Source organism: Methanoculleus sp. UBA303, assembly GCA_002501655.1.
Classification (GTDB): Archaea; Halobacteriota; Methanomicrobia; order Methanomicrobiales; family Methanoculleaceae; genus Methanoculleus.
In genome coordinates this window covers 106,354-131,932 of record DANY01000035.1, presented here as the reverse complement: position 1 = coordinate 131,932, position 25,579 = coordinate 106,354, and the positions used below count along the sequence as shown (strand labels likewise).

Here is a 25,579-nt window from a genome sequence, read left to right as displayed (position 1 = left end):
ACTTATATCATTCGGACCATAATTAGCACCATGGTGCACCATGAAGTTAAGCGCAAGAAACCAACTCCCGGGGAAAGTAAAGAAGATCGATATTGGAGTGATCAACGCTGAGGTTGTCATCGCACTGGACAGCGGCGGTGAGATCACCTCAGTCATCACCAAAAAAGCCGTGGAGAACCTCGGGCTTACCGTCGGCAAGAAGGTCTACGCTGTGGTCAAGTCAACAGAGGTCATGGTCGCCATCGACTGAGAAAAACTCACCCTTCTTCCCCGGCCGGGGGTGGGCCACCCCGGCTCGCATAGGGCTATCAAGAAGCCCCGCCCTCCGCAGGCAGCCGCAGATGGCCTGAAACCCCAGGAATGGCGGGGCGGCAACGCATAAATACGCCGGCAACCGTTCTGCCAGCATACCCTTCCCGGGAGCGTTGAGGTACGGCACTATGATACGTGAATACCCCTCCTTGCCGATCGCAGTCCTCATCTGCGTCATACTCACCGGGGCCGTCATCGTTTACGTTCTCCTCATGAATGAAGGCGCACCCCCTCCCGAACAGCCCGGCCCGCCTTCGACTCCGACTGGAACGCCAGGAACGCCGGTCACGACGGGAGCCCCGGCGTCAGTCGCTTCCCGCTCGTTCTCCATCAACGTCACGCCCGCAGCCGCCACGGCCCGGCCCGGCGATATAGTCAGGTTCACGCTCACGGTACACCCTGAAGGCGGCTTTGCCGCACCCGTGCAGATCAAGGTCTCCGCTACGGCGCTCGGGGGTGCATTCCGCAATAACCGTGACCTCGGGACAGTCTCCCCACCCTACCCGCCACTAACGTACAATATCACAACGCCCGACCTCCCACCGCTGGTCTCCACAGCGACCGTGGACGCCACAGTGACAGCAAGTGGGGGAGGTATTGTGCGGACGGAGCAGGTGCAGTTAGTCATCCGCCAATAGATCTCCACCACAACATACCCGGGCAACTGCCGGAGCAGCTCAGGCGGACGAACACCCGGGACGTTCAGATCACGTCCATGTCCCTGCACCCCCGGGTAGCCCACAGGGATCTCTCGAAATTGTTCCCGGATCCGCAAAAATTCCCGGAGCCGGAGAAGACGTTTGAACAACCCGCACGGCCGGTGGGGCAACCAGAGGAGCCGGACGACAGTATAAGAAATATAGAGATTCTTGAGTATCATGGGAGGCAATCATAACCCCCTCATTTCCACTGGAGGCTCAGGAAAAACCTCTGTAGAGCCCCGGAGCGCCCGGGAGACCGCCTTTACCGGCAACTCCCGATACCGGCAAATATCCTCCCTTCCCCCGAATAAACCGCAATTGAGCGATGCCGGGGGGACGAACCGCCACGGCTCAGGACGTTACGGGAATGAGAACAGGGAGCCTACCACAAAAACGCTGCAGGATACCGATTCTGGCGCCAATGACGAAAAGCGGGGCGAGTGAGAGGAAATTTACAGCCAGGGAGAGGCGTTATCCCTCTCCCTCTCCCTCCACCACATCGAACCAGACAGGGTCGGGGCAGTCGGGCCGGCCGCCGTAGTTGATGGTGATCTCCTCACCCCTCCGAATGGCACGGTGGGCATAGATGCGGATCTCGCCCCGGAGAACGTCGCAGACATGGTCCGCATTCGCGTGGTAGGAGTGGTTGTAGAGCGACCCGTAGCCCAGCGCCACGGCGGCCAGTTCCCGGCACCCTCCCCACGCAAAGTAGTAGTTGAAGAGGCGCGTCCGATCGAGGAGTCCCTGCTCATCCGCTCCGCCAAGCACGATCACCGGGCAGACCTCGATCAACTCACCGGCCGCAATCCCCCTATGGGCGAATACTCCCCGGCCGCGATTATCCGTCGAACTGACGTATACGGTATCGGAAGGGTAGATGGCCCTGCTCGCCATCATGCCCCTCTCTTCAGCACTGTCTATCATGGTATCGCTGCATCTTCACACCTCTCGGTGCTCGACGCCGTCCCGGCGCACCGGGCCGCAGAGAGACGGCGAGGGGTATGCACTCCGGGACTGCAACGATGGGTGAATCATAATAGTGGTCTCTGGCCGGGCAAAAAGAATGCGGGGCCAGGGCCAGAGGCAGACAGAATTTCAGCCCAATCTTCCGGGAAAAACAGGCACACAGCAGCCGGAGACTACCGCGCGGCGAGGGAGGTCACAGCCTCACTCCGGGAGTCGGTAGAGCGGGGAATGGACAAGCGAAAGAATGTTGTATTCGCACGACTCCACTGACTCATCAGGAGGAACAAACAATCGGAGACGTCATCGTAGCACACGACCTGGAGAAGCGGTTTGAGGATCTCATCGCGGTCGACCGCATCACCTTCCAGGTCAGGGAAGGGGAAGTCTTCGGGTTTCTCGGGCCGAACGGGGCGGGAAAGACGACGACCATGAAGATGATCCAGTGCGTCTCCCCAAAGACCGGCGGCACCCTCGAGGTCCTCGACATGGATGTGGACACCCATCAGCGGGAGATTAAGGGCCGCCTCGGTGTGGTGCCGCAGGAGAACAACCTCGACCCGGATTTTTCAGCCTATCGAAACCTGTTGATCTATGCCCGCTACTTCGGCATCCCGAGACGGGAGGCAGAACAGCGGGCGGAAGAACTCCTCGCGTTCATGCAGCTCGAGGAGAAACGGGACGTGTTGATCGACAAACTCTCGGGCGGTATGAAACGGCGGCTGATCATCGCCCGGGCCCTGATCAACGCACCGGAACTGCTTATCCTCGACGAGCCCACCATCGGGCTCGACCCGCAGGCGCGGCACCTGATCTGGGAGAAACTCCGGAGTCTCCAGGCGGGAGGAAACACCCTCGTCCTCACCACGCACTACCTGGACGAAGCGGAACGCCTCTGCGACCGGCTGGTGATTATGGATCACGGGAAGATCCTCGTCGAGGGTGCGCCGGCGGATCTCATCCGGGAGCATGCCGGGAGTGATGTCGTCGAGGTTGAGCGGACACCTGAGGCGATCGCCCGCCTGACCGGGCTTGGTGTGACGTATGATGTCGCCGGTGATGCGCTCCAGGTCTTCACGAACCGTCCCCATGATGTGGCACGCGAACTGTTCGAGGTCTGCCGGCACGAGGCGGTGACGGTCCGCCCGGCGACCCTCGAGGACGTCTTTCTGCGGCTGACCGGCCGTAGACTGCGGGAGTGAGGAGAGGATGATCGATATCACCGGCAGGGTGCAAAGCGTCTGGCGAAGAAACTGGGACGCCTTCCTCAGGACCTACCGGGTAAACTTCATCCCGCCCTTCGTCGAGCCGGTCCTCTACCTTCTGGCCCTTGGGTTCGGCCTCGGAACATATATTGAGGCGGTCGACGGGATACCCTACCCCGTCTTCATCGCCCCGGCTCTCGTCTCTATATCGGTGATGTACTCGTCCTTCTTTGAGTGCACCTACTCGTCGTTTGTCCGTATGTACTACCAGAAGACGTTTGATGCCATCATCGCAACGCCGGTCAGCATCGATGAGGTGATCGCCGGGGAGATGCTCTGGGGCGCCACCCGGGGGATGATCTACGCGACGCTGATGCTCCCGGTGCTCCTCCTCTTCGGCGTCGTGACTATGCCGTCGTCCCTGCTCCTCATCCCCTTCGCGTACCTCGCCGGCCTGCTTTTTGCAGGTATCGGTATGTGCTTCACGGCGATCACGCCGAGCATCGACGCGCTGAACTACCCTGCGTTCCTCTTCATCACCCCAATGTTCCTCTTCTCGGGGACATTCTTCCCCCTCGACCTGCTTCCGCAACCGATCCAATACTTCGCCCTCGCCGCCCTCCCGCTCACGCACGTCGTCAGCATCAACCGGGCAATCACGCTCTCAGCCTTCTCGCCAGCGAACCTCTTCAGCCTCGCCTGGATCGCGGTGGCGACCGTGTTCTTCTTAGTCCTCGCCATCAGGCTGATGAAAAGGCGACTTATCGCGTGACCGACAGGAATACATCCCACAAGACAGGCCTTCCGGGAGCAACGTCTGCCCCCCACTGTGTGGCCGGCTCAGGAACAGAAGGCGCGTACAGGGGGCGCTACGGGGCGGGGGATCCAGGGAACACACCTCACAGCGGGCGCATTACATACGCACAAAAAAGGGGGTTAGAATCGGGGTTTTCTATACTTTGGGAGGCAGTCACGGCAGTAGACAGGCCTGCCCTCAGTCGGCTTGAAAGGAACTTCGCACGCTTTGCCGCAGTCGGAACAGACTGCCTTATGGAACTCGCGGGGGCGGTCCTGGAACGAACGGGGACCCCTGCTTGGGTATCTCTCTTCCATGTGTTTCAACCATGCAGATAGTCTGCATATATACAATTACCTGCCCGCATATATAGATGCGCTTCACGGGACCCGGGCAGGTTCCGCTGCCCGGGTATACCCTGCTCACCCGTTTCCACCATCCCGGTGCGTGGCAAGGTTCCCCCGGGGAGAAAATCCCCGGTAATGCGACCGTTTACTTCGACAGAAAGAACTGTGACACAACGCTTTTATCGATACCATCCTACCGAATGATCATCCAACTATGGCACACGATAACCAATCTCTTTTGCAATCCGACAAAACACCGGTTCTCCACCGGAGTTGGGACTAGGGGGAGCGGCTCAGCATGACCGACGAGATCCACACAGACGAACCCCCTGATAGCAGACGCAAAGGAAAACACCGGGACAGGCGGACGATCGGTCCGGTCCCGAACCTCGAAGAGCATGTAAAATCCGACTGGTGGCGGGGCATTTTCAATCGTCTTTACCTGAAGACCGACGGCGATGTCGTCGACGACCAGCAGATCACCGAAAGAGAGATCGACCGGATTGCTCAGGTCCTGCACCTCCAGGCCGACGAGAAGATCCTCGACCTCTGCTGCGGCCAGGGTAGACACACCCTCGAACTCGTGCGCAGAGGCTATGATGCTGAAGGCCTTGACCAGTCACACTACCTGATCCAGCGGGCCCGGTCGACCGCGAAGAAGGAGGGGCTTCAAGTCAGGTTCCGGGAGGGAGACGCGCGCCGGCTGCCGTATCGTACCGACACCTACGATGCCGTCCTCGTCCTCGGGAACAGCTTCGGCTACTTTGACTCAGTCGAGGAAGACCTGCAGATCCTCATGGAACTCCGGCGCATTCTCAAACCCTGGGGGCGGGTGCTCCTGGATGTGGCCGACGGCGAGTACCTGAAAGAACACTTTCAGGCGAGGTCATGGGAGTGGATCGACAATGCGATGTTCGTCTGCCGGGAACGGTCCCTCTCGCTTGATTCGCAGCGCCTGATATCCCGGGAGGTGATCACCGACGTCGATAAGGGCGTCGTGGCCGACCAGTTCTACGCCGAACGCCTCTATACTCCCGAGGCGCTCCGGCAGCTCCTGGAACGGGCAGGTTTCTCCGGCATCACCTTCCACGATATCACCACGGAGTCACAGCGGAATCAGGACCTCGGCATGATGGAACGCCGCCACATCGTCACCGCGGTCCTCAAGAAGGAGTGGTCGACGGCAAAGGTGAGAGGGCAGGAGAGGGCAAAACACGTCGCGGTGATGCTCGGCGATCCGGCCAAGGCCGACGCCCTGAAGCCCTCCTGCGTCTTCGACGATGACGACTTCTACACCATAGACCAGATGAAGGCGGCACTCCGGGAACTCCCGGGTTACCGGTTCACCTTCCTGTGCAAGCATGATACGATGATCCAGGACCTCACAAAACTGAAGGGGAAGGTGGACTACATCTTCAACCTCTGCGACGAGGGGTTCAATAACGATCCGAGAAAAGAACTCCATGTGCCGGCGCTAATGGATATACTCGATATACCATACACGGGTTCCGCGCCGCAATCGCTTGCGTTCTGCTACGACAAGTCGCTCGTGCGCGGCGCCGCGAAGGAGATGGGGATCCCGGTGCCGGACGCCTGCTTCATCACCCCCGGCGACCGCACCTATGACGTCGGGATGAAGCTCCCGGCAATCGTCAAGCCGAACACTGGTGACTCCTCGTACGGCATCACGGCAAAGAGCATCGCCCACACCATCGAAGAACTCTCCAACGTCATCAGTTCCCTGCGGACGACGCTCGGATACGATCGCTCGCTCCTTGTCGAGGAGTTTCTTCCCGGGAAAGATATCAGTGTCGGCATCATCGGGAACCCGTCGGGATACTGCACGGTGCTCCCCATCATTGAGGAGGACTACTCCGCACTGCCTCCTGAACTCCCCCGGCTCTGCGGCTATGAGGCGAAGTGGCTCCCGGACTCGCCGTACTGGAAGATCGTATCACGGCCGGCAGATCTCCCCGAGGAGACCGAGAAGGTGGTCGTGCGGTGCTGCCTCGCCCTCTTTGAGCGCCTGGAGTGCCGCGACTACTGCCGGTTCGACTGGCGCCTGGACGAGCACGGGAACCCGAAGCTCCTTGAGGTCAACCCGAACCCCGGATGGTGCTGGGACGGCCACCTTGCGAAGATGGCGAGATATGCGGGCCTCTCATACCCCGAGATGCTCGGGCGGATCCTGAAGGCGGCGGAAGAGCGGTTCGGTATGGAACAGGAGACAGGTGCGCGCGAGGCCGGAAAGGAGTCTCTCCCGGCCGACTTCACCCGGCAGACGGCCTGACCCATCACCTTTTCAGTGGAGCAGGAGCGGTCCTGCTCTGGCGAATGCACGTATTCCCAGGAGATTACTATCTCCCGCAGGTGATGTCACTGGAGAGGGACGTTGCCTTTGCGATGTACACCCGGGAGGCCAAAGCACTCGCAGGGGACGTGTAGGGTGAGACCGCACGCGAAGAGCAGCGGCAATTATCCTCCTCCCCTGCGACGAACGGCTCCACGCCACCGGGCCCTTTATCCTCTATACGGCGAACCCCTTCATCCTGGCGATCCCAACGAGGAGCGGCACACAGAACCGACCGATCAAACCATGGGATACAGATGCCGCCAGCCCGCCGGTAACCATCAGTATATAATATCCTCTGGCGCATAGATCATAAATTATGGCCGATGAATCGTATCGAACCGCGACGGTCCAGGGTAGAGAGGTCCCCTACGATCCGGAGCAGCTACGCAAGATCAGCGAGCACCCCTGCTACTCCGATAAAGCGTGCCACGCCTTTGGACGGTGTCACCTCCCCGTCGCCCCGAAGTGCAACATCCAGTGCAACTACTGCGTGCGGGACTTTGACTGCGTGAACGAGAGCAGGCCGGGTGTGACGAGCAGGGTCCTCCCGCCGGAGGAGGCGCTCGCTCTTGTCAGGAACGTCATCAAGGAGTACCCGTATGTGAAGGTGATCGGCATAGCAGGGCCTGGCGAGCCGCTCGCAAACCCCGAGACGTTTGAGGCGCTCAGGCTGGTCCATGAGGAGTTCCCGCACCTGATCATGTGCCTCAGCACGAACGGCCTCATGCTCCCGGAATCGATCGAGAGACTTGCAGAGTACGACGTCGGGAACGTCACGGTCACGCTCAACGCCATCGACCCTGCGATCGGGGAGAAGATCTACTCCAGGGTCGAGTACAACGGGAAGAAGTATCACGGGCGCGAGGCGGCGGAACTTCTTCTCTCCCAGCAGCTCCGCGGGATCGAGATGGCGGTTGCAAAGAAGATGTTCGTCAAGGTGAACACCGTCTATATCCCGGGGATCAACGACGAGCATATCCCCGAGATTGCAAAGAAGGTCGGTGAGATGGGAGCATTCACCTTCAACGTCATCCCGCTCATCCCGCAGTATAAGTTCGCCGGGGTGACCCCCCCCACCCAGAAGGATAAGCGGGAGATGCAGGACCGGTGCGCCCCGTACATCAAGCAGATGCGCCACTGCGCACGATGCCGGGCGGACGCGATCGGGAAGTTAGGCCAGGATGTTCAGTCCTGCGTCTACCAGCAGATGAAGAATGAGAAGGCAGAGTAATCAACTCTTTTCTCTCTGCCGGTGCCACCGGCCATGACGACGATCACGCTCCGGCACGACCAGTCGTTTGACCTCGATGGGACGCTCTCCTGTGGGCAGGCCTTCCGCTGGGAGAAGTTGGAGGGGTGGTGGCAGGGCGTCGTCGACGACCGGGCTATCCGGATACGGCAGGATGCAAACCGTCTCACGTTTGCCGGGGCGGACGCGGAGTTCGTCTGCAACTACTTCCAGCTCGACCAGGACCTTCCCGCCATCCTCACGTCCATCGACCGTGACCCGGCTATCGGCGCCGCCATCCGGGAGTGCCGGGGTCTCCGTCTCGTCAGGCAACAGCCGTGGGAGTGCCTGGCCTCGTACATATGCGCTACGAATACGAACATCCCGGCGGTGAAGCGGCGGGTCACGCTCATGGCGGAGCGTTACGGTAAAGCGATAAATGGGCCGTTCGGCACGGCGTATGCGTTCCCGGAGCCGGAAGCACTCGCGGCTGCCTGCTGCGCGGACCTCCGGGACTGCAAACTCGGCTATCGGGCAGATTATGTCCGTGAAGCCGCCGCATTCGCAAGCGAGCACCCCGACTGGGCGGAGCGGGTCGCCGCCCTTCCCTTTGAGGAGGCGCGGCAGGCGCTGATGCAGTTTCGGGGGGTCGGGCCGAAGGCGGCGGACTGCGTGCTGCTCTTTGCATTCGGGTTCTTCGAGGCGTTCCCGGTCGATGTCTGGATACACCGGATCGTGGCAGAGACTTATCTGCCCGATCTCACCGGGAAGAACTGCACTCCTGCGCAGTATGAGCGGATCCGGCGGTTTGCCAGGGATTACTTCGGGCAGTATGCCGGGTACGCGCAGGAGTACCTCTACTGCGCGCGTGGTCCGGCACGCCGCCCGCAGTGAGGCTCACTCCTTCCGGTTGCGGACCCGCTGCAGGATGAGCCAGGCTACCGCCAGCAGGGTGAGTATCCCGATACCAACGAGGATCAGGGTTCCGAGCCCCGCACGGGCAACAGACCATGCCTCTCCAGAGCCGCTGGGGGAGGCGATGCCAATTGCGCTCTGTTTCCCGGGAGGCCCACAGGCCCCGTCAGCGCCGCACTCCCGGTGCGGGGGCATCGTCGTGTTGTGAACAACCCCACCCTTCCGGATGGGGCTTCCTGCTTCATCCCCCTCCCCAGCGGGAGCGAGTCCACAGGCTCGACGGCACGTTCCGTACCTGCGAGTGCAAACTGTTTGATGTTGATTGCGGCGTTCTGGTCCCGGTCGTGGCGCGTCCCGCAGGTCGGGCAGGTCCATTCCCGGTCCTTGAGCGTCAGGTCGGTCTTCCGGTAACCGCAGACCGAACAGGTCTTCGAGGAGGGCTCAAACATCCCGATCCGGAGCAGGGGTTTCCCTGCTTCCTGACACTTGTATGCCAGCATCGAAACGAACGTTCCCCACCCGGCGTCGCTGATCGCTTGTGCCAGACCGTGATTCTTCACCATGCTGTCCACGTTCAGGGTTTCCACCGCTAACGCTTGGTTTTCGCGAACCAGTCGAGAAGAGATAATGCGTGAGCCCCAGGTCGATCCCGACCGTCTGCTCCGGGATCGGAACGGCTACCTGCGGGGGCTTCCGGCCGTCCTCGACCAGAATGCTGATGAAGTACCGGCCAGCCGAGGTTCGAGTGACCGTCGCGGACTTCGTCTTCCCTGCAAACCTGCGGTGGAAGACCGTCTTGACCGCCCCGATCTTGGGGAGTTTCATGGTACCTCGCTCGAAGTCTACGGTGTACGACTGCGGTACCGTGAACGACTGCTCCGGGCTGTGCTTCTTCTTGAAGACCGGTTTCTCCGCACGACCTTCGAAGAAGTTCGTGAACGCACGAGCAAGGTGGGTGATCGACTGCTGCAGGGGCTGGGCGTTGACCTCCTTGAGCCTGGGATGCTCCACCTTGAGAGCCGGGAGACGTTTGTGGAGATCGTACGCGGAGAGACTCACCCCGTCGTTCTGGTAAGCCTCGTTCTTGAGGTTCAACCCCCAGTTGTACACGAACCGGCAACACCCAAGGTGCTTGCTGATCAGGACTCCCTGATCCTTCGACGGATACAACCGGTACCCTCGCATCATACGATACTACTCGGTGGAACCTCCTCTGACATAAAGAAAAGCCGTGCAGGGTGAAAGTGTGCGATCCTGAAGAAGGGGCGCCGTGATTCACCTCCCCCCTTGCGGAGGGAGCCCTCTCGCTCTGCCCCTTCGACCCCGCACCGGTAGAAAGGAGGCGCTCCCGCCGGGAGTGCCTTCCTTCACAAACGTTCACCTCCCGGCAAAACTCGCTATAAACCCGTTCTCCTGCATCCCGAGTACCTCCTCCGGCGTTCCCACGGCAGCCACTCTCCCCTCCTCGATGAGACAGAGGCGGTCCCCGAGTTCAAGGGCGTCGCGAAGGGTGTGAGTAACGACGATGCAGGGAATGCCGGCATTCCGGATATGCTCGCGGAGTTCCTTCCGCATCGCCCCCTGGGCCCGCATATCGACGGCGGCGAGCGGTTCGTCGAGGAGGAGAAGTTCCGGATCGAGCACCAGCGCCCGGGCAAGGGCCACCCGCTGCCGCTGGCCTCCAGAGAGCCTGCCGACGTTGACGCCCGCGAGGCCGGAGAGGTGCATCGCCGCGAGCTGCTCCGCCACAGACCCGGCTATCTCTGATTTTGGGATCTTCCGGCACCAGAGGCCGAACGCCACGTTCTCGGAGACGGTCATGTGCGGGAAGAGGGCGTAAGACTGGAAGAGATGGCCGATGTTCCGGCTCTCGGCAGGGATATTGATCCGCTTCTCGTCCGAGAAGATCAGCCTGCCTCCAAGGGTGATCTCCCCACGGTCGGGCGTGAGGATGCCGGAGATCAGGTTCAGCACCGTGGATTTGCCCGACCCGTTCTCCCCGATAAGGACGAGCGTCTCACCCTCTCCAACCGAGAATGTGACGTCGAGGACGAAATCCCGCAATCGCCGGACGGCATGGATGGAAAGCATCAGACGTTCCTCCGGGTGACGAACTTCACCGCAGCGATCACCGCAAAGGATATCACGACGAGGATGATTGCGAGGCTGATCGCGGCGTCAAGGTCGCCCTGCATCGTCGTATAGATCGCAAGCGGCATCGTCTGGGTCCGGCCCTGGAAGTTTCCGGCGAACATGATCGTAGCGCCGAACTCCCCGAGTGCCCGGGCAAACGAGAGTATCGCCCCGGAGACGAGCCCGCCCCACGCAAGCGGGATGGTGATCCGGAGGGCGACGGTCCAGGGGGATGCTCCGAGGGTCCGTGCCGCATCCTCGTAGAGTCGGTCGACCGCCTCAAAACTCGCCTTCGCCTGCCTGATGTAGAACGGCGAGGCCACAAAGACCTGGGCGAGGACCACCGCGAGGGTGGTGAAGGCGATATGGACGCCGAAGACGTCGAGGTACTGTCCGATCACGCCCCGGCGGCCGAAAGCCATCAGCAGCGCGATGCCCGCCACCGCCGGCGGCAGGACGATAGGAAGGTCGGTGAGGGTGTCGACTATCTCCCTGCCGCGGTAGTCATGCCGGGCGTTCACCAGGGCAAGCGGCGTCCCGAAGAGGACGACGAGCACCGTGCTCACCGTCGCAGTGATGAGAGAGAGGGAGAGCGCATCGAGGACCACCGGTTCGGCGAGCGAACTGAAGAACGCCTCCGGCGATATGCGCATGAAGAGCGAGGCTACCGGTATCGTGACGAAGAGAAGGAAGAGCGAGAGAAGGGCGGCAACGAGGAGGGTGAGTGCCGCCCTCCCAAACAGCGTCCGGCCGCCGTGCCCGAGTACCCTACTTTCCTGCCGGAATCGGGTCAAATCCATAATCAGTCAGGATGGCGCTGCCGTCCGGACCCCGGACGAATGCTATGAACGACTCCGCCTCAGCCTTGTGCGCTGATTCCGCAAGGATGCCGAGCGGGTATGTGGCCACGACGTTGTACTCGGACGGGACATCGATCCGCGTCAGTTTATCCCGGTCGTCCTTTGAGACATCCGATTTGTAGACGATCGCCGCATCCGCCTCGCCGAGCATAAGTTTAGGCACCACGGAGTTCACCGCCGTCTCCTCGGAGATGACGTTGGCCATGAAGGCGGTCTTGTACGTCTCGCCGTATGCAGGATCAGCGGCCAGCTTGTCGAGCATCTGCCGGGTATAGTCGCCGAAGGGGACATCCTTGGTGCCGATGACGAGTTTCGCGCCCGGTTTTGCCAGGTCGGCGAGGCCGGTGATCTTTGCCGGGTTATCGACCGGAACGATCAGGGCCAGGCTGTTCCCGAGGAACGGGGTCACGGTGCCATTGTCCATGAACCCGCCGCCCTGGAGCGCTTTCATGTGCTTTGTGCTCGCGGAGACGAAGATATCCGGGTTCGCTCCCTGCTCGACCTGAGTGCGGAGGGTCTGCGAACCGTCGAAGACGAAGTCGACCTTGACGTTTGCGTTCTGTGCCTCGTAGGCTTTGCCGATATCCGTGAAGGCTCCCGTGAGCGACGCTGCCGTAAAGACGGTCAGGGTTGTCTCTCCAGGGGCCGGCTGGGTGGTCGTGCATCCCGCAACCAGGAGACCGGCAATGATCAGAAGACTTACGGCAACGAGAGTTGCCGGAGTTGACGTTTTCATAACAACACCATTCTCATAAGGGATTACAGCTCCGCGTATTTAATTTGGTGTACTTTGCGCACAGGTTAAGCAAAATACGCCTACCCTCGCAGGAAGTATTAAAAGGGCGTGGTGTTGTCGGGCAGGATCAGGAGGATGAACCTGCCAGCCGGAGATCGGTGCCCGAGTGAAAACGAGAACAAAGAGGCCTGGAAAACACCTTTCCTCCACCGAACCCGGCGTGTGGGGCAGCCCGCAAAGCTGTCCTGGAACCCTCCGAACGAAAGAGGTAGGCCGTCGTACCCGGGATCGCTCCAGCTCCTGAGCATCCGCTGGAATAGTTATCGGCGACGATGCTTCTGCCCCACCCACGTCACGGGTGCGCACAGGTCGGGCGGCGATGAGCCCGGATCAGGCCCGCCGCTTCACTTCATCCAGGAGCTCGCGACGGACGCCCTCGATGCGCTCATTCACCATCCGGGCGAGGGGTTCGTCCTCGCAGTGACCATAAAATGGGGTCTCCCGGCGCCGTACCTCCTCGAGCGTTCTGGCCTTTGTCAGTTCCCCGATGACGGACTGGGCCATATTCGAGTACTCACCGCAGTCAACCTTCTCCTTAAGCCACCGGTAGAGGTGGCCCGGCAGCCGCACACCCACCTGCTTGCTTGAGACGTTATCGGGAGACTCCATCTTTCCTTATTCAGATATCCCGGCAGAACAATTATATTGCACGGTTATTATTTTTCCAGGGAGATACCAATGGATACCCATAGGTATCATTAAGCAGCTGGGGCCCTCATAGAGGTGTATGAGACAGAGCAGGCCAGTCGGCCTGTGCCTGCCGGAAAGCGTTCGACAGGCGCGAAAGGCACGGGATAGCACCATCCCGAAGAGGAGCAACCTCACCGAAGACAGGGGGATTGGTGCGTGCGCGCGTTAGATAGGATCCGGAAGACAGCGCACCCGCCGGATGACGCCGGGGAGGACGCATCTACCCCCTGTCCCTTCTGCGGGTGCCGGCACCACACCGAAGACATCGTCGCTGCCGGCCCGGGGGCGCATGACGTCCATCAGTGCCTCAGGTGCGGCCGCCGGTTCAATGACCGGAGAGTGGTATGCCAACTGTGCGGATCCCCGGGAGAACTTCTCGGGGATGTCATTGCCCCGGGCCGGGGCCTGTACGCACAGTACCGGTGCTGCGGGTGCGGTCACGGGTTTATGGTGCGAATGAATGGCGATGAAGACGCCCACCAGACCTGACAACGTAGTGGGCCCGGGACCATCCACCCAATCTACCCCGGGTCTTGTGCCGGGGCTCCCGCAACGATAAAAAAAGGAGGGGCCGCTTTACGTCCCGATCGTCCAGCTGCTCATATATGTTTCCTGCTCGGGTGTCAAGCGATCGATCGAGAGGCCGAGCGAGGCGAGTTTCAACCGTGCCACCCCCTCATCGATGACGGACGGGACGTCGTGCACGCCGGGCGCGAGATCGGGGCCGTGCTTTGCGATGAACTCGGCAGAGAGCGCCTGGACGGCGAAACTCAGGTCCATCACCTCGATCGGGTGGCCCATACCTTTCGGCGTTGCGAGGTTGACAAGCCTTCCTTCGGCGAGGACATGGATGGCCTTCCCATCGAGCATGTAGGTGTCGATGCCGTCCCGGTGGACAATGGAGCCCGCGTGTGATGCGAGCCATTCGACGTCGATCTCCACGTTGAAGTGGCCGGCGTTGGCAAGGATCGCTCCGTCCTGCAGGTTCGGGAAATGCCGCTCGGTGATGATGCTTGTGTTCCCCGTGGTGGTGACGAAGATGTCGCCGAGGGGTGCCGCCTGATCCATCGTCATGACGTCAAACCCGTCCATGTGCGCCTGCAGCGCCCGGCGGGGGTCGACCTCGGTCACGATGACGCGGGCGCCGAGGCTCCGGGCCTTCTGTGCCAGCCCCCGGCCGCAATAGCCGTAGCCTGCGACAACGAACCGTTTGCCGGCGATGAGGACGTTTGTCGTTATCATGATCGATGCAAGCGAACTCTCCCCGGTGCCGTGGACGTTGTCGAAGAAGTGCTTCATCGGAGTATCATTGACGGCGAGGACCGGGAATTTGAGCGCTCCGTCCCGGGCCATAGCGCGGAGCCGGTGAATGCCGGTCGTGGTCTCCTCGCACCCGCCGATGACCGAGTCCAGCACCTCCTGTCGCTCGGTGTGGATGCGGAAGATCAGGTCCATGCCGTCGTCGATGGTGATTGCAGGCCTGGCGTCGAGCACCCGGTCGATGGCCCCATAATATTCCTCGACACCGGCTCCCCGTCGGGCATACGAGTGAATCCTCTCACGGGTATTGAGCGCCGCCGAGACGTCGTCCTGGGTCGAGAGGGGGTTGCACCCCGTGATGTACACCTCTGCACCGCCTGCCGCCAGAGTCTCGACCAGCACCGCAGTCTTTGCCTCGACGTGCAGGGCCATGCCGATAGTCATGCCGGCAAAAGGCTTCTCCTCGACGAACCGCTTCCGAATGGACGAGAGGACCGGCATGTACTGCCGCGCCCACGCAATTTTAAGATCTCCTGACTCCATAAAACCACCAGACCGGTTTCCTGCCCGGATATCCTTCCGGTTTGTCTGTAAAAGTAGCCTCCGTGATTACTTAAACGTGAGGGGAGTGTGACAGACCAAAGGGTCAACAGTTCGTGAGAACCGGGATCCGATACGTTATCAGGCTGCCGGGACACGAGACTGCGGAACCGGGGTAGATGCCGGCAGTTCTCTTCGCGGCCTTCGCGTGGGGCCTGCATCGCTGTGCTTATACCAGCGCTCAGGCTCCTGTCGATCCAACCGTCGCGGTCGAACCGGCCTTCGTCGGGCGGGAGCAAAACGACGCGCTGATCGACCAGGAACCTCCCAATCTTGAGGAGATTGTCGGGATGCTTTGTCGGGATGCTTCGCGATATCCGCAGCAGTTTTGCTGCAGTCTCCGAGATAGGGAAGCAGTCCTCTGCCGTTGATCGCCGTCCCGACGGTATCGGCCTGGGAAATCACGTAGAGGAGATCGCGGACGTCGCTGTATACGGCACTACCTGAAGATCCCACCAGGCCGGAGCGCGACCTCCGGGCGAAGCCGTTCGAGTACAAGGTCGCTGGCAGGGTCGGCGGAGACGAGGGATTGGTCGTCCTTTCCGTCTAACATGCCGTCGTCGTCTGTGTCGACCGTATCCGGGTCGAGGATGTGCCAGTTGCCGAACCCGTCGCGATACCCGTTCTCGAAGCCGTCCGGCAGGCCGTCTCCATCCAGGTCGTCGTTGCTCAGGGTCGCGGTCACCGGCGCGGTCTGATCCTTGACAACCGTCACCGTCGTGGTATACGGCCCGTAGCCGTCCTTCAGGACGTCGAGGCGGTGCGCGCCGACGGGGTACCTGGGAGGGTCAGCTGCCCGGAGGCCGCCGGGGTGGTGCCCCGGGAGGTGTTGTCGAGGGGAGACCTCTGCGCCGCCCCTCAAAACTGCACATTACCCGGGAGCAAGGGAGCCCTGCAGCCAGAGAATCCCCATGACATCGTCGCCCACACGAGGAGCATAGCCGCCGGTCACGTGCTCGGCGGCATACAGCGTGATATCGACGTCACGGTACCCGCCGCTCTCGTCCGGCAGCCGGAAGAACGGAACCGTGAGGCGGTAGACAGTCTTTCCACAGAACGAAACAGTTTCGACACTCTTTACCGGCGACTGATACACGAAGTCATCGACATCCCCCTGTGGAAACGGGCGATATGCAGCCATGTTTCGGGTCGAATGCTCCTTCCCTTCAGCGTCCGTGATCGTGCGGGGTTCGGCCTTATGCAGCACGTAGGCAAAGGCGGCGAGGGCGAAGAGATGTCTGCCTCCCTCCCGGTAACGACCAAGGTTCCGGTAATATCGGGTGTCGAAGAACGCCAGGGCAGCGTCGCCGACCGAGCCGATCACCTGCCCTTCAAGCCCGTTTGACCATGCTTCGATGCGATCCACCGTCATTTCATGGACAACACCGTCCACGGCCATCGGATAGCCGGTAGAGACCGATCGGTCGAGGGTTATGGCGCACGTCGTGAGAGAACGGGACTCCGGGACGTACGCGGCGACCTCCCGACCATTCCATTCTCGGATGTCGGGGTTTTTCGCCTCTTTCAGCGCCCATTCCACCGACCGGATGATCTCGTCCGTGGACTGCGTGACGCATCCCCAGTGATCCCCGTGATTTCCTGTTTTTTTGCTGGCGCCGGATGGAGTTCGGCGCTCTGGTGCATTCGGTTTCATGCGATGCCTATCCTTGGAGGTTTGTTATTCGTTTACAGGGAGGGAATTGAACCGTTCCCATACTCCTTTCTGCTGTCCGCTCGATCCGGGTCATGCCGGACAGATGTAAAATTTCTATCCCTCCTTCAGGTATCCCGCTTCCCGAAGCACTTTCTCGGTGGTATGATATTTCTCGATGATTGATGAAACCGGCACGAGTTTATAGTATTTCCCCGGAAAATCCTGCATCTCCTGAATCAGGTCGAGAGTTACCTGCTGTACCGCCCTGAACCATTCTTCCATGGGGGCCGTAAACTCGTTCCTGGGCTCAAACCATTCCGTAACTTCGGACTCGAGGATGATAGTGACCATATCCCCTTTGGGGACAAAAAACAGGACATGCGGATCGTCAAGGAGCATGATCCTGCAGGTTTCTCCGCGAAGGAGGAGCGGAATGCAGTCATCGTGGATTGCCTCCATCAGATAGTCACAAAAATCCATGATCCTATCGCTTCCACTTTTATTCCACGTGAGAGATACTTCTCCATATGAGAGGTGGAAACGTCCCTGCTTGATCCAAAAATCAATTTTTTCGGTCTCCATAGGAATCACACCGTTGGCAGTTTTTTGACCATGTATGCCGATAGGATCCTCCCGTCGGGATTTGTTACAACCCTGATATACTGACCGTTTGGTGGAACCATCTCATGATAATACAGGATGTTTCCTTTACTTAATTCAGACGTTATTGGATTTTCGAATGTTTCGAATATAAGGTTTTTCACGTCAGTTTCGGTCATCGAACTCGGGAACAACGTACCCGGATCACCCGGCAATTCACCGGTAATATGTTTTTTCACGATTTTGATCCAACCCTCAGCGTCATCTCCTTCATCCAGCCACGCCATGTTTCCATCCGCGCGCTTGACACCACGAAGGACTTTGGAGAGATCGGTGCCGCAGCCCATCATCTTCACGAGGTCGTCCACATCGAGGTCATATTCCGTGATCAGATAGGTCCCGGCCTTCATGCCGTCCGCCCGCACGGGGAAGAAGTCGTCGATGATCTTCAGCCGGTCACTCTCGCTGAAAAACTCAATGATTCGCTGTTCGACCAATAACTTCGCCAGAGGCCGTATGCCTTCTGGATACTTTCCGATCCATTTTGCGATATCGGCAGCAGCCTTTTCGCAATCGCCAAAGTACGGAACAATACCCAGGCCGGTGAGTGTGGCACCAAGGGTATCGGCTTGCGATACGGCATACAGGAAATCACGGACGTCTCCAATCCCTGCGAGGCCTGAGATGATCCAGCCGGTAGCGTACGCCGGCGTGGACGCAAAAACGTCTCCGCCAATCAATTCGTTAGAGACTTCACCCTTCAGGCCGGCCTCCCCGATGACAGCACCAAGTCGGAGCGCAATCTCGTCACGAATCCGATCCGTTGCATACTGGAAGTACATAGGGACAAGAGGATCGTCGTCGTCCTCCATCTCTGATGAGATCGTGGTCGGTATCGGGGTCGTTGGGGTCCGTCCTCAAGTAATCCTCCATGTAATCGTCTAACTCGTCGTCGTCGGTGTCCACCTTGGTCGGGTCGCTCCGCGATTTGTGGTAGGTCTTGCCGCCCACTGTGAAGGAGAAACCTGACTCGTAGCCGTCCGAGAGCCCGTCCCCATCGGTGTCAACCGCGTTCGGGTCGGAATAATGCCACCTGCCATACCCGTCGCGATACCCGCCCGTCTCTTTGATGTCCGGCAGACCGTCCTCGTCCAGATCCTCCGGCACCAGCACCGCGTTCACGGTGCTGGTCTGGCCCGAGACGATGGTGACATCTTCCGAGTAGGGGGCGAAGCCCTCTTTCGTGACGGTAACGTTGCGGGCGCCGGAGGGGACATCGGCCCTCGTGAGTACCCGGGACGCCGGGATGACGCCGACGCCAAAGCCGTCGATGGAGACCGCGGCGCCGGGCTCCGAACAGATCACACGGACATTGCCGCAACCGGACGTGGGGGGCAAATTTATGTGCTTCAGAGTATGCTGGTTGCGGGTAATCCAGACCTTCTCAATTGCCGTCCCATAGTATGTACTCGGTGTTGTCAATACGAGGGTATGCTCACCCTCAAGCAGTTTCACATTCGAAACCCCGGAACCACCGTAGTAGATGTTGTCGATATAGTAGACAACCCCCGCACTGGGGGTCGACGTCACCGTCAGGGAGCCGGTGGGTGCGTTGACCGAGTTGATCTCCGAGATCGTGGTAACAGAGGTAGAGTCGCCTTCAAAGCAGATCATGCCATAATGGTCGTCATACCCGTTTTTTTCAACCAGATACGGATGGGCTCCACCTGTAGGGTACAGGGCGCACGTAAGCGTTAAGCCCTTCGTATCGCCCGTCAGTGTGGTATTGGTCACCAGATCCTGTCCGCCGGATTCCACACTGAAGAAGGTAACCTTGGCATCTCCGACACCCTCGCCGGTCTGAGAATCCCGAACACACAGTCGCGCGCTGTAGGGATAGTCATCCCCTAAAGCCTCAACTACCACCTCCCCCGCAAACAGCGCATCCCACCGCGCTGAATCCAGCACGGCATACTTCGCCGAGCCCGCCGCCGCGCAGGAGACCACGCCGTTCGCGGCATCGACGGTCGAGGATACGTTGACGAACGTCCCGAGGTCCTCGTCGAAGCGGTAGATCGCGAGCCGGGAGGCGTTCTCGACGTGAGTCGGGTCATAGGCGATCTCAATCGTTCCGGACTCGATATCGTCGCCGAACCCGATGTTGCAGACTTTGCTGACGAGAACTTCATCGCTGATCAGGTGCGTGTAGTTCACCGCGGCGACGCTGACGTTGGCGATGGCATACCCGCGGCCGAAGACCGTCAGGTTCAGGGTCTCGTCGAGGAACCGATCGCTGCTCCAGTAGTCCTCGACGCCGTCCGGGTTGTTAGGGTCGGTCCCGAGGGCCACCTCGGCACCATCGGTCAGGCCGTCATCGTCGGAATCGGCGTCGCAGGGGTCAGTGGTCCATATCAAAACCTCGTCGGCATCGGAGAGGCCGTCGTCGTCGCTATCGGCCGAGAGCGGATCGGTCCCGTTGTTCTGCTCGTCAAGGTTCGAGAGGCCGTCCCCGTCCGGGTCGTCGTCCGTCCCGACAGCAACAGCGACGGAGTAGTCGCCCTCCGTTGAGTGAATTATTACCTGGATCGGATCATCTTCCTCCGGGAACGTCCCGAGCTTCAACAGCTCGAATGAATCAGTCAGGCCGTCGCCGTCGGTATCCACCGCGAACGGGTCGGCGCCGATTCGGTACTTCGCAAAGACCGGGAGATCGCCGGCGAAGACCTCGTAACTGTCGATGACTCCGTTCCCGGATTGGTCCCCGGCCAAGTCCTCGGGCGACGAGCAGTCGGAGTCGGCATCGAGGGGGTCAAACCCGATCGCCTGCTCGTAGGTGCCCGGCAGCATGTCCCCGTCGAGGAGGAGCGTCACCGAAAAGGTGTTCCCGAACGAATCGGTGCCATTGATTGTGATTGTATTCGCATCCGCAAGGGTCACCTCCGCCGAGAAGATCCCGTCCTGCACCGGAACGATCGACGATGCGGTGTTGTGAGTGAGCGTGAGGCTGGATACGGCGCTACTGGAGATGGTCCCGGCCACGGTGACGTTGCCGCCGGCCCCCACCGTATCGTCGCCGGGAGAGGTAATCGTGACAATAGGGCATGTCTGCGGCGTGCCGTAGGTGAGCGCCGGTTCGGTCTCAACGTACTTCCGCACCCGGATCCAGTCCATCCTCATGCTTCGGCCGGCCACAGAATTGTCACCCCCGAAAAGCCACATCCGATGATAGGAGATCCCGGTGGTCCCCTGGAAGACGTCGCTGTATGAGACGCTCCCGCCGACAGTGTGTGTCTGGCTGGAGGGCGTGATGATCCAGGTATTGAGGTAGATGGCTCCCGGCACGAGGCCGCGATATAGTCCTGGCTGCCATGACGTAACACCTCCTTTGACGACCTGCCGCTGGTTGCCAGGGTACCAGAGCAGGCCGTTATGAGAGTTCTCGATGAACTGGGGGAAATACCCACATGCAGTGTATCTGGACACATTAATTACAAAGATACGCATCTCCACGATCACCGACTCACCTTCGATGATCACAGGGTTGTTGGAGACCAGCACACCCGGCCTGCGAGACAGTTCACGAGACTGTTCATCCCTGATCCAGCCGCCCTGAACGTAGAGGGAGTCAGATTGGCTGCGTGTCCAAAGGGCTCTGTTGAAGCCGTTAAAATCATCGTAGAGAATGTAGGCATTATCCCGGCTGCCGATGTCGGTGGCGGCCGCATTCCCGTAGTACATCCAGATCGAAGTCGTACCCGTGGGGAGGTTGACCCAGATAACAGCTGAATTTCCGGTCGTGTAACCCTCTTTCCAGTAGTCAAGGACGACACCGCCGTCGGTAACGAACCGGACGTCGTCAAAGTCCCTCTGCATCCCGGGCAGGTACGAGACGACCTCGCGGTGGGGATACCCGTCGATCGAGGGCGGGTTGGTGACGGTTACCGGAACCCGGTATGCCCAGGTAGTGCTCCACCAGGTCATCTCCGGGCACGCGACGCCCCGGAAGACCGGGGCGGTGTTGATATCGACCTGCCCGAGTTCGGCGGGCTTGGTGTAGACGACCTTGAAGAGCCGGGTCTCCCCGGCGTTGAGCGTCTGCCCATCGGGAACAAACGGCACCCACTCCGGCCAGGACTGCTCTACCGTCTCGGTACCGGCGATATAGGGCTCCCTGACGATGAAGGTTTCGAAAGCGGCGTCCTCCGGGTTACCATCCTCTTGAGTGAAATTTTCTTCGGGGATTACGTCCTCCTGGATAACACTTTCCAGGGTAACGTCTTCAGGGGAGACGGTCTCAAGGATAACACTTACAGGGGTTGTGCTCTCGGGATTAACACTCTCGAGGGTAATGTCTATGGGGGTTGCGCCGTCAAGGGTAACTCCTTCGAGGGTAGTGTCTTCAGGAGTAACATTCTCAAGGGTAACTTCCCGGTACTCGATGATGGGAATCTCGATACTATGCGATCGCTCCTCCCAGACGAACCACTCGACCTGAGTGGCATTCTCGTTCCCGTTACAGAGCGCCCACGTGGCCAGGAAGTCCTCCGATCCGTCGAGGGCGATCGTCCGGTGGGCGGTGATCTCAAAAAACTCAGTAAAAGTACCAAGATCCGGGGTGGCGTTCACCAGCCGGATCTCGAGTTCATCATCGCCGCCGGTAGCGGCAGATCTGCTGTCATCCTTGATCCGAATAGTTCTGGACTCACGATCATAGATCTTGATCTTGGTCTTGCCGGAACCGGTGACCACGTGCTTGGTGCCAGATGCCGGCGAGACACCCGACCCAGGCCCCCGGGTCTGTTCGATATCTGCGGGAGTATTTGTCCAGGATGGGGGTTGAGACCGGCTATCCCCGGAAGACAACAATAGATCCTTCTCTGTCCTGGTATTACCATTGCCATATGACGCCGTGCCAAGTGACGCTCCAGACGTGTCTGAGGCGGACGTTGTCGTGCCGGAGAACAAGTCCGTGGCAGTGTTCACGCTCGATGCGGCTCGATGCGGCTCTGTAGCACTCACGGCAGGAATGAATGCCGTAGTGACCATCAGCACCGCTATGAGAAGCGAAAAAGCTCTCTCCAAACGTTCCATACTCATTGACCATCACCCATCTTGCCGGAGGCAGAACGGGCAAACTCCTAAGTACGAAGAGAGTTAACGCATTTTGCCTACGGGCTGTTGGGATGTTCATCCGGCTGTCGAGAGTGGGATGAACATCACTCACTTTTCCTTGCGTTGATCAAACATCAGACCGCCTGTGAACCTCCACGAGGCAATCCAACATATAGGTAGCGTTCTCTGGGTAAACATATAGCCCAATTGCATTGTAGAGATCCAGAGGTGCTGGATAGAAACAGTACAACTGAAACCAAGCGCATTCATGGCATAGCCTTCCTGAAGCTGCAGAAAACGGAATCAGAACTATTGGATATCGCAATTCGCCAGCCCTCCTGAGAGGGAAACAGTTCTGGAACACAAGGCTAACGGCACGAACCCTGCATATCCATGGTGCGACCGGCTCTGGATCCCCGTCGGGAAGGGGAGACTCACGACCATCTCGTGCCCCGTTCATCCCCCTAAATGTCTTCAGAATCCCAGGGATCTCACGTTCCGTTCCCGTGGAACGTCGACGCCGCAGCCTCGCGGGATCCTGCTCCCCTCCTTCAGGGTGTCACACTGCGCACCTTCGGTGTTCGAGCTCCTGTCGTTCCGACGGTCGCACCTCGAAACCCTCATCACCTCCTGCCCCAAAACCATTACCCATGGTTCTGACCAAGCGGATCATCCCCTGCCTCGACCTCAAGGACGGGCGGGTAGTCAAAGGGACGCACTTCGTCGGGCTGCGCGACGCGGGCGATCCCGTCGCGCTGGCCCAGCGCTACAACGAGCAGGGTGCGGATGAGGTGGTATTCCTCGATATCGCTGCCTCGACGGAACAGCGGCGCACGATCATCGACGTCGTGCAGCGGGCGGCGGACGAACTCTTCCTCCCGCTCACCGTCGGCGGCGGCATCCGGACAATCGACGACATGACGCAGATCCTTCGGGCGGGCGCGGATAAGGTGAGCATCAACTCAAGCGCCGTCCAGGACCCGGAACTGATCTCGCGGGGCGCAGAGCGGTTCGGCACCCAATGTATCGTCGTCGCCGCGGACGTCCGGCGAAACTACGACATGAAGCCGGAGAAGACCCCCATCACCCTCGCCGGCGGGCGGGAGTGCTGGTACGAGGTCGTGACCCACGGTGGGAGCCGGGCCACGGGACTTGACGCTATCGCCTGGGCAGCAGAGGTCGAGGAGCGCGGGGCTGGCGAGATCCTCCTCACCAGCATGGAGACCGATGGGACGAAGGAAGGGTTTGACATCCCCGTCACCGCGGCGGTCTCAGCGGCGGTCGGCATCCCCGTGATCGCGAGTGGCGGCGTGGGCACGCTCGAGCACTTCTACGAAGGGTTTACAAGAGGGAAGGCTGACGCCTGCCTCGCGGCAAGCGTCTTCCACTACGGGGAGTTCACTGTCCGCCAGGTGAAGGAGTACCTGGCGGGACGGGGTATCCCGGTACGGCTGTAAGGTCGAGCGCGAGCGCCGCCACCGGGTGCTCGAGGTCGAACGCGTTCAGGACCGCCGGGTGGATCTCCCCGAACACCCCGACTCTTCTTCCACCGACGATGACATCCCCGCGGCGGCCGTCGAGGAATGCGGGGTCAGCCGACTCGACAACCGTGTACGGGAGCGAGAGTTCCCGGCAGAGAACATCCGCCGCCGCATACGCCTCGGAGAAGTCAGCCGCGGGGTGGATGCTGACCGCGGCGACCTTCTGATACGTTACGCAGGCCTCGACCACATCGCCCACCGCAAAGAGCCGTTGCGGGAGCTCACGGTGCTTGTTCGCCAGGAGCATCTCCAGGAGCAGCCCGAGGAGGTCGGTCCGGACCACCGTCTGCTCTTCGCTGATCGGGTGGAGCAGCCGCAGGGTTCCGGGGGAGGGTTCTCGCTGCATATTCTCGTAGAGCACCCGCTCGTTCGTAAGGGTGAATGGCATCATCTCAAGGTAGCCGAGGCCGACCATCACCGATCGGACGGCCCTCGCTATAGCGGTGATCGGGTGCTCCTCTGCGACGGTAGAGGTTGCCGGGAGGGCGGCATCGAAGTTCTCGATGCCATAGGCGATCGCCACGTCCTCAAAGATGTCCCAGTCATGGAGGATGTCTGAGCGGTAGCAGGGGACGAGGACCCTGACCCGCGAGTCCCCGTCGGGCTCGGCACCGAACCGCATCCTGCCGAGGAGCCGCGTCATATCCTGCACCGAGAGGGGGAGGCCGAGGAGGGAGGCGCATTCCTCGACCGATACAACCCGTTCTGCCGGCGCGAGCGTGGGCATCTCCCGTCCGTCGACGGTGACCATCTCTATCGTCGCCCCGGCCTCGGCGAGCGCTGTGCATATGATGTTCACCGCCGTCATCACCGCTTTTTTGTCGGTGCCGGTGCAGTCGAGCAGGATATTTCTGGTCGCCGTCGTGACCCTCGTCAGTTCGCCGTTGATGATGGGGGGGAAGGAGAGCACCCGGTCACCGGCATCGACGATCAGCGGGAACCGGGAGAAGCCCTCTACCAGGTGGGCGTAATCCCGGCCCTTCGGATGGTCGGTGAGGATCTCCTCAAGGGTCATCTCCCGCTCGAAGTCCAGCGGAACGAAGGACCGGTCGCGAGGGGAGGCGATGTAGCGGAAGGGCGGCGTGACCGCGTCGAGGTCATGGACGCCAATCGCCACCTTGCCCCGACCGCGACCGACCGCCCAGTGGAGGGCCTCCTGGAGGCTCATCAGGCTCTCGATCGCCTCTTCGTCGAGGTCGACGTTCCGGATCACCGCTGAGGCGAGGCACGGCCTGATATCGGCGAGGCCGGGATCGACAGAAAACGTTATGCCGGAAGGGCGGACGGTGTAGACCGGGAGCCCCTCCTCGATACCGAGGAACCCGCGCATCGCCCGGGCGACACCCTCGGCGGAGTAGAGGTCCGGCCGATCCGGGAAGAACTCGACGTCCACATGATCCTCCTCGATCCGCTCGATGTCGGCGCCGATCATCGGAACACGGTCGATGATCGTTTGCCGGTCTGTCCCGGTCAGCCGTTCCATGTACCGGTAGGGTAACGTGATTATCGCCAT

The 25,579-nt window shown here is 60.4% G+C and carries 23 protein-coding genes and 1 pseudogene; 8 read left to right on the top strand and 16 right to left on the bottom strand.

Translation table 11 applies throughout. The features are described 5' to 3' along the window. Window positions 1-40 precede the first annotated feature (40 nt). Together BP846_RS08920 and BP846_RS08915 are read left to right on the top strand one after the other, a co-directional pair. Window positions 41-250 carry a TOBE domain-containing protein gene (locus tag BP846_RS08920; protein ID WP_292394547.1) on the top strand — a complete coding sequence of 70 codons (210 nt, stop codon included), beginning with the start codon at window positions 41-43 and terminating at the stop codon, window positions 248-250. A 190-nt stretch (window positions 251-440) separates the two neighbouring features. Further along, window positions 441-950: a hypothetical protein gene (locus BP846_RS08915; protein ID WP_292394545.1), complete on the top strand. Its 510-nt coding sequence runs from the start codon at window positions 441-443 to the stop codon at window positions 948-950. Window positions 951-1,484: 534 nt separating this feature from the next. On the opposite strand, the gene BP846_RS08910 is transcribed toward BP846_RS08915, so the two are convergent. Next, a complete protein-coding gene (locus tag BP846_RS08910) occupies window positions 1,485-1,937 on the bottom strand; it encodes an SET domain-containing protein (RefSeq protein WP_292394544.1) in 453 nt (150 codons plus the stop codon). Window positions 1,938-2,269: 332 nt separating this feature from the next. On the opposite strand from BP846_RS08910, the gene BP846_RS08905 reads away from it, so the two are divergent. Both BP846_RS08905 and BP846_RS08900 read left to right on the top strand, forming a co-directional pair. Next, on the top strand, window positions 2,270-3,178 hold the full coding sequence (locus tag BP846_RS08905) for an ABC transporter ATP-binding protein (protein ID WP_292394591.1): 909 nt from the start codon (window positions 2,270-2,272) through the stop codon (window positions 3,176-3,178). Between the two features lie 7 nt (window positions 3,179-3,185). Further along, window positions 3,186-3,953, top strand: coding sequence for an ABC transporter permease (locus tag BP846_RS08900; protein WP_292394542.1), 768 nt, complete (start codon window positions 3,186-3,188; stop codon window positions 3,951-3,953). 164 nt (window positions 3,954-4,117) lie between these two features. Here BP846_RS08900 and BP846_RS08895 read toward each other — a convergent pair whose 3' ends face one another. Then, the gene (locus BP846_RS08895) at window positions 4,118-4,294 is read right to left on the bottom strand and encodes a CxxC-x17-CxxC domain-containing protein (RefSeq protein ID WP_292394540.1); all 177 of its coding nucleotides are present in this window, start codon (window positions 4,292-4,294) and stop codon (window positions 4,118-4,120) included. A gap of 328 nt (window positions 4,295-4,622) precedes the next feature. Between BP846_RS08895 and BP846_RS08890 the strand changes: the two genes are divergently transcribed. The 3 genes from BP846_RS08890 to BP846_RS08880 all read left to right on the top strand — a co-directional run bounded on the left by BP846_RS08890 (window position 4,623) and on the right by BP846_RS08880 (window position 8,799). Further along, the gene (locus BP846_RS08890; RefSeq protein WP_292394537.1) at window positions 4,623-6,614 is read left to right on the top strand and encodes a methyltransferase domain-containing protein; all 1,992 of its coding nucleotides are present in this window, start codon (window positions 4,623-4,625) and stop codon (window positions 6,612-6,614) included. 379 nt (window positions 6,615-6,993) lie between these two features. Then, window positions 6,994-7,908, top strand: a complete 915-nt coding sequence (nifB, locus tag BP846_RS08885) for a nitrogenase cofactor biosynthesis protein NifB (RefSeq protein WP_292394536.1) — start codon at window positions 6,994-6,996, stop codon at window positions 7,906-7,908. Between the two features lie 33 nt (window positions 7,909-7,941). Further along, window positions 7,942-8,799, top strand: a complete 858-nt coding sequence (locus BP846_RS08880) for a DNA-3-methyladenine glycosylase family protein (protein WP_292394534.1) — start codon at window positions 7,942-7,944, stop codon at window positions 8,797-8,799. Window positions 8,800-8,882: 83 nt separating this feature from the next. Here BP846_RS08880 and BP846_RS08875 read toward each other — a convergent pair whose 3' ends face one another. From BP846_RS08875 to BP846_RS08815, 13 genes and pseudogenes are all read right to left on the bottom strand, one after another. Continuing rightward, window positions 8,883-9,392, bottom strand: a complete 510-nt coding sequence (locus BP846_RS08875) for an RNA-guided endonuclease TnpB family protein (protein WP_292394532.1) — start codon at window positions 9,390-9,392, stop codon at window positions 8,883-8,885. Between the two features lie 114 nt (window positions 9,393-9,506). Further along, window positions 9,507-10,005 (bottom strand): annotated as a pseudogene (locus BP846_RS08870) (RNA-guided endonuclease TnpB family protein); the annotation flags it as partial. Window positions 10,006-10,197: 192 nt separating this feature from the next. Beyond that, window positions 10,198-10,911, bottom strand: a complete 714-nt coding sequence (locus tag BP846_RS08865) for an ABC transporter ATP-binding protein (RefSeq protein ID WP_292394530.1) — start codon at window positions 10,909-10,911, stop codon at window positions 10,198-10,200. Continuing rightward, window positions 10,911-11,753, bottom strand: a complete 843-nt coding sequence (locus BP846_RS08860; RefSeq protein ID WP_292394528.1) for an ABC transporter permease — start codon at window positions 11,751-11,753, stop codon at window positions 10,911-10,913. The genes BP846_RS08865 and BP846_RS08860 overlap by 1 nt, the downstream gene beginning before the upstream one ends. Then, window positions 11,722-12,549, bottom strand: a complete 828-nt coding sequence (gene modA / locus BP846_RS08855) for a molybdate ABC transporter substrate-binding protein (RefSeq protein WP_292394526.1) — start codon at window positions 12,547-12,549, stop codon at window positions 11,722-11,724. The genes BP846_RS08860 and modA overlap by 32 nt, the downstream gene beginning before the upstream one ends. 390 nt (window positions 12,550-12,939) lie before the next feature. Continuing rightward, complete coding sequence (locus tag BP846_RS08850) at window positions 12,940-13,218, bottom strand: hypothetical protein (RefSeq protein ID WP_292394524.1); 279 nt, start codon at window positions 13,216-13,218, stop codon at window positions 12,940-12,942. A 246-nt stretch (window positions 13,219-13,464) separates the two neighbouring features. Next, window positions 13,465-13,650, bottom strand: a complete 186-nt coding sequence (locus BP846_RS08845; protein ID WP_292394522.1) for a hypothetical protein — start codon at window positions 13,648-13,650, stop codon at window positions 13,465-13,467. A gap of 225 nt (window positions 13,651-13,875) precedes the next feature. Then, complete coding sequence (locus BP846_RS08840; RefSeq protein ID WP_292394521.1) at window positions 13,876-15,102, bottom strand: adenosylhomocysteinase; 1,227 nt, start codon at window positions 15,100-15,102, stop codon at window positions 13,876-13,878. Between the two features lie 496 nt (window positions 15,103-15,598). Then, window positions 15,599-16,021, bottom strand: a complete 423-nt coding sequence (locus BP846_RS08835) for a PEGA domain-containing protein (RefSeq protein WP_292394519.1) — start codon at window positions 16,019-16,021, stop codon at window positions 15,599-15,601. 9 nt (window positions 16,022-16,030) lie between these two features. After that, the gene (locus BP846_RS08830; RefSeq protein WP_292394517.1) at window positions 16,031-16,813 is read right to left on the bottom strand and encodes a hypothetical protein; all 783 of its coding nucleotides are present in this window, start codon (window positions 16,811-16,813) and stop codon (window positions 16,031-16,033) included. Between the two features lie 114 nt (window positions 16,814-16,927). Then, the gene (locus tag BP846_RS08825; RefSeq protein ID WP_292394515.1) at window positions 16,928-17,395 is read right to left on the bottom strand and encodes a hypothetical protein; all 468 of its coding nucleotides are present in this window, start codon (window positions 17,393-17,395) and stop codon (window positions 16,928-16,930) included. A 5-nt stretch (window positions 17,396-17,400) separates the two neighbouring features. Continuing rightward, window positions 17,401-18,255, bottom strand: coding sequence for a hypothetical protein (locus BP846_RS08820; RefSeq protein WP_292394513.1), 855 nt, complete (start codon window positions 18,253-18,255; stop codon window positions 17,401-17,403). Continuing rightward, the gene (locus BP846_RS08815; protein ID WP_292394512.1) at window positions 18,221-22,162 is read right to left on the bottom strand and encodes a DUF2341 domain-containing protein; all 3,942 of its coding nucleotides are present in this window, start codon (window positions 22,160-22,162) and stop codon (window positions 18,221-18,223) included. Before BP846_RS08815 ends, BP846_RS08820 begins: the two co-directional genes overlap by 35 nt. A gap of 1,013 nt (window positions 22,163-23,175) precedes the next feature. Here BP846_RS08815 and hisF point away from each other — a divergent pair. Further along, complete coding sequence (gene hisF, locus BP846_RS08810) at window positions 23,176-23,982, top strand: imidazole glycerol phosphate synthase subunit HisF (RefSeq protein WP_292394510.1); 807 nt, start codon at window positions 23,176-23,178, stop codon at window positions 23,980-23,982. On the opposite strand, the gene pheT is transcribed toward hisF, so the two are convergent. Further along, window positions 23,924-25,579: a phenylalanine--tRNA ligase subunit beta gene (gene pheT / locus BP846_RS08805; protein ID WP_292394508.1), complete on the bottom strand. Its 1,656-nt coding sequence runs from the start codon at window positions 25,577-25,579 to the stop codon at window positions 23,924-23,926. The genes hisF and pheT overlap by 59 nt on opposite strands.

Excerpts from the sequence above, each read along its gene's own strand:
- BP846_RS08920 (WP_292394547.1), top strand. The coding sequence starts at position 41 with ATGAAGTTAAGCGCAAGAAACCAACTCCCGGGGAAAGTAAAGAAGATC.
- BP846_RS08915 (WP_292394545.1), top strand. The coding sequence starts at position 441 with ATGATACGTGAATACCCCTCCTTGCCGATCGCAGTCCTCATCTGCGTC.
- BP846_RS08910 (WP_292394544.1), bottom strand. The coding sequence starts at position 1,937 with ATGATAGACAGTGCTGAAGAGAGGGGCATGATGGCGAGCAGGGCCATC.
- BP846_RS08900 (WP_292394542.1), top strand. The coding sequence starts at position 3,186 with ATGATCGATATCACCGGCAGGGTGCAAAGCGTCTGGCGAAGAAACTGG.
- BP846_RS08895 (WP_292394540.1), bottom strand. The coding sequence starts at position 4,294 with ATGGAAGAGAGATACCCAAGCAGGGGTCCCCGTTCGTTCCAGGACCGC.
- BP846_RS08890 (WP_292394537.1), top strand. The coding sequence starts at position 4,623 with ATGACCGACGAGATCCACACAGACGAACCCCCTGATAGCAGACGCAAA.
- nifB (WP_292394536.1), top strand. The coding sequence starts at position 6,994 with ATGGCCGATGAATCGTATCGAACCGCGACGGTCCAGGGTAGAGAGGTC.
- BP846_RS08880 (WP_292394534.1), top strand. The coding sequence starts at position 7,942 with ATGACGACGATCACGCTCCGGCACGACCAGTCGTTTGACCTCGATGGG.
- BP846_RS08865 (WP_292394530.1), bottom strand. The coding sequence starts at position 10,911 with ATGCTTTCCATCCATGCCGTCCGGCGATTGCGGGATTTCGTCCTCGAC.
- BP846_RS08860 (WP_292394528.1), bottom strand. The coding sequence starts at position 11,753 with ATGGATTTGACCCGATTCCGGCAGGAAAGTAGGGTACTCGGGCACGGC.
- modA (WP_292394526.1), bottom strand. The coding sequence starts at position 12,549 with ATGAAAACGTCAACTCCGGCAACTCTCGTTGCCGTAAGTCTTCTGATC.
- BP846_RS08850 (WP_292394524.1), bottom strand. The coding sequence starts at position 13,218 with ATGGAGTCTCCCGATAACGTCTCAAGCAAGCAGGTGGGTGTGCGGCTG.
- BP846_RS08840 (WP_292394521.1), bottom strand. The coding sequence starts at position 15,102 with ATGGAGTCAGGAGATCTTAAAATTGCGTGGGCGCGGCAGTACATGCCG.
- BP846_RS08830 (WP_292394517.1), bottom strand. The coding sequence starts at position 16,813 with ATGAAACCGAATGCACCAGAGCGCCGAACTCCATCCGGCGCCAGCAAA.
- BP846_RS08825 (WP_292394515.1), bottom strand. The coding sequence starts at position 17,395 with ATGGAGACCGAAAAAATTGATTTTTGGATCAAGCAGGGACGTTTCCAC.
- BP846_RS08820 (WP_292394513.1), bottom strand. The coding sequence starts at position 18,255 with ATGTACTTCCAGTATGCAACGGATCGGATTCGTGACGAGATTGCGCTC.
- hisF (WP_292394510.1), top strand. The coding sequence starts at position 23,176 with ATGGTTCTGACCAAGCGGATCATCCCCTGCCTCGACCTCAAGGACGGG.
- pheT (WP_292394508.1), bottom strand. The coding sequence starts at position 25,579 with ATGGCGATAATCACGTTACCCTACCGGTACATGGAACGGCTGACCGGG.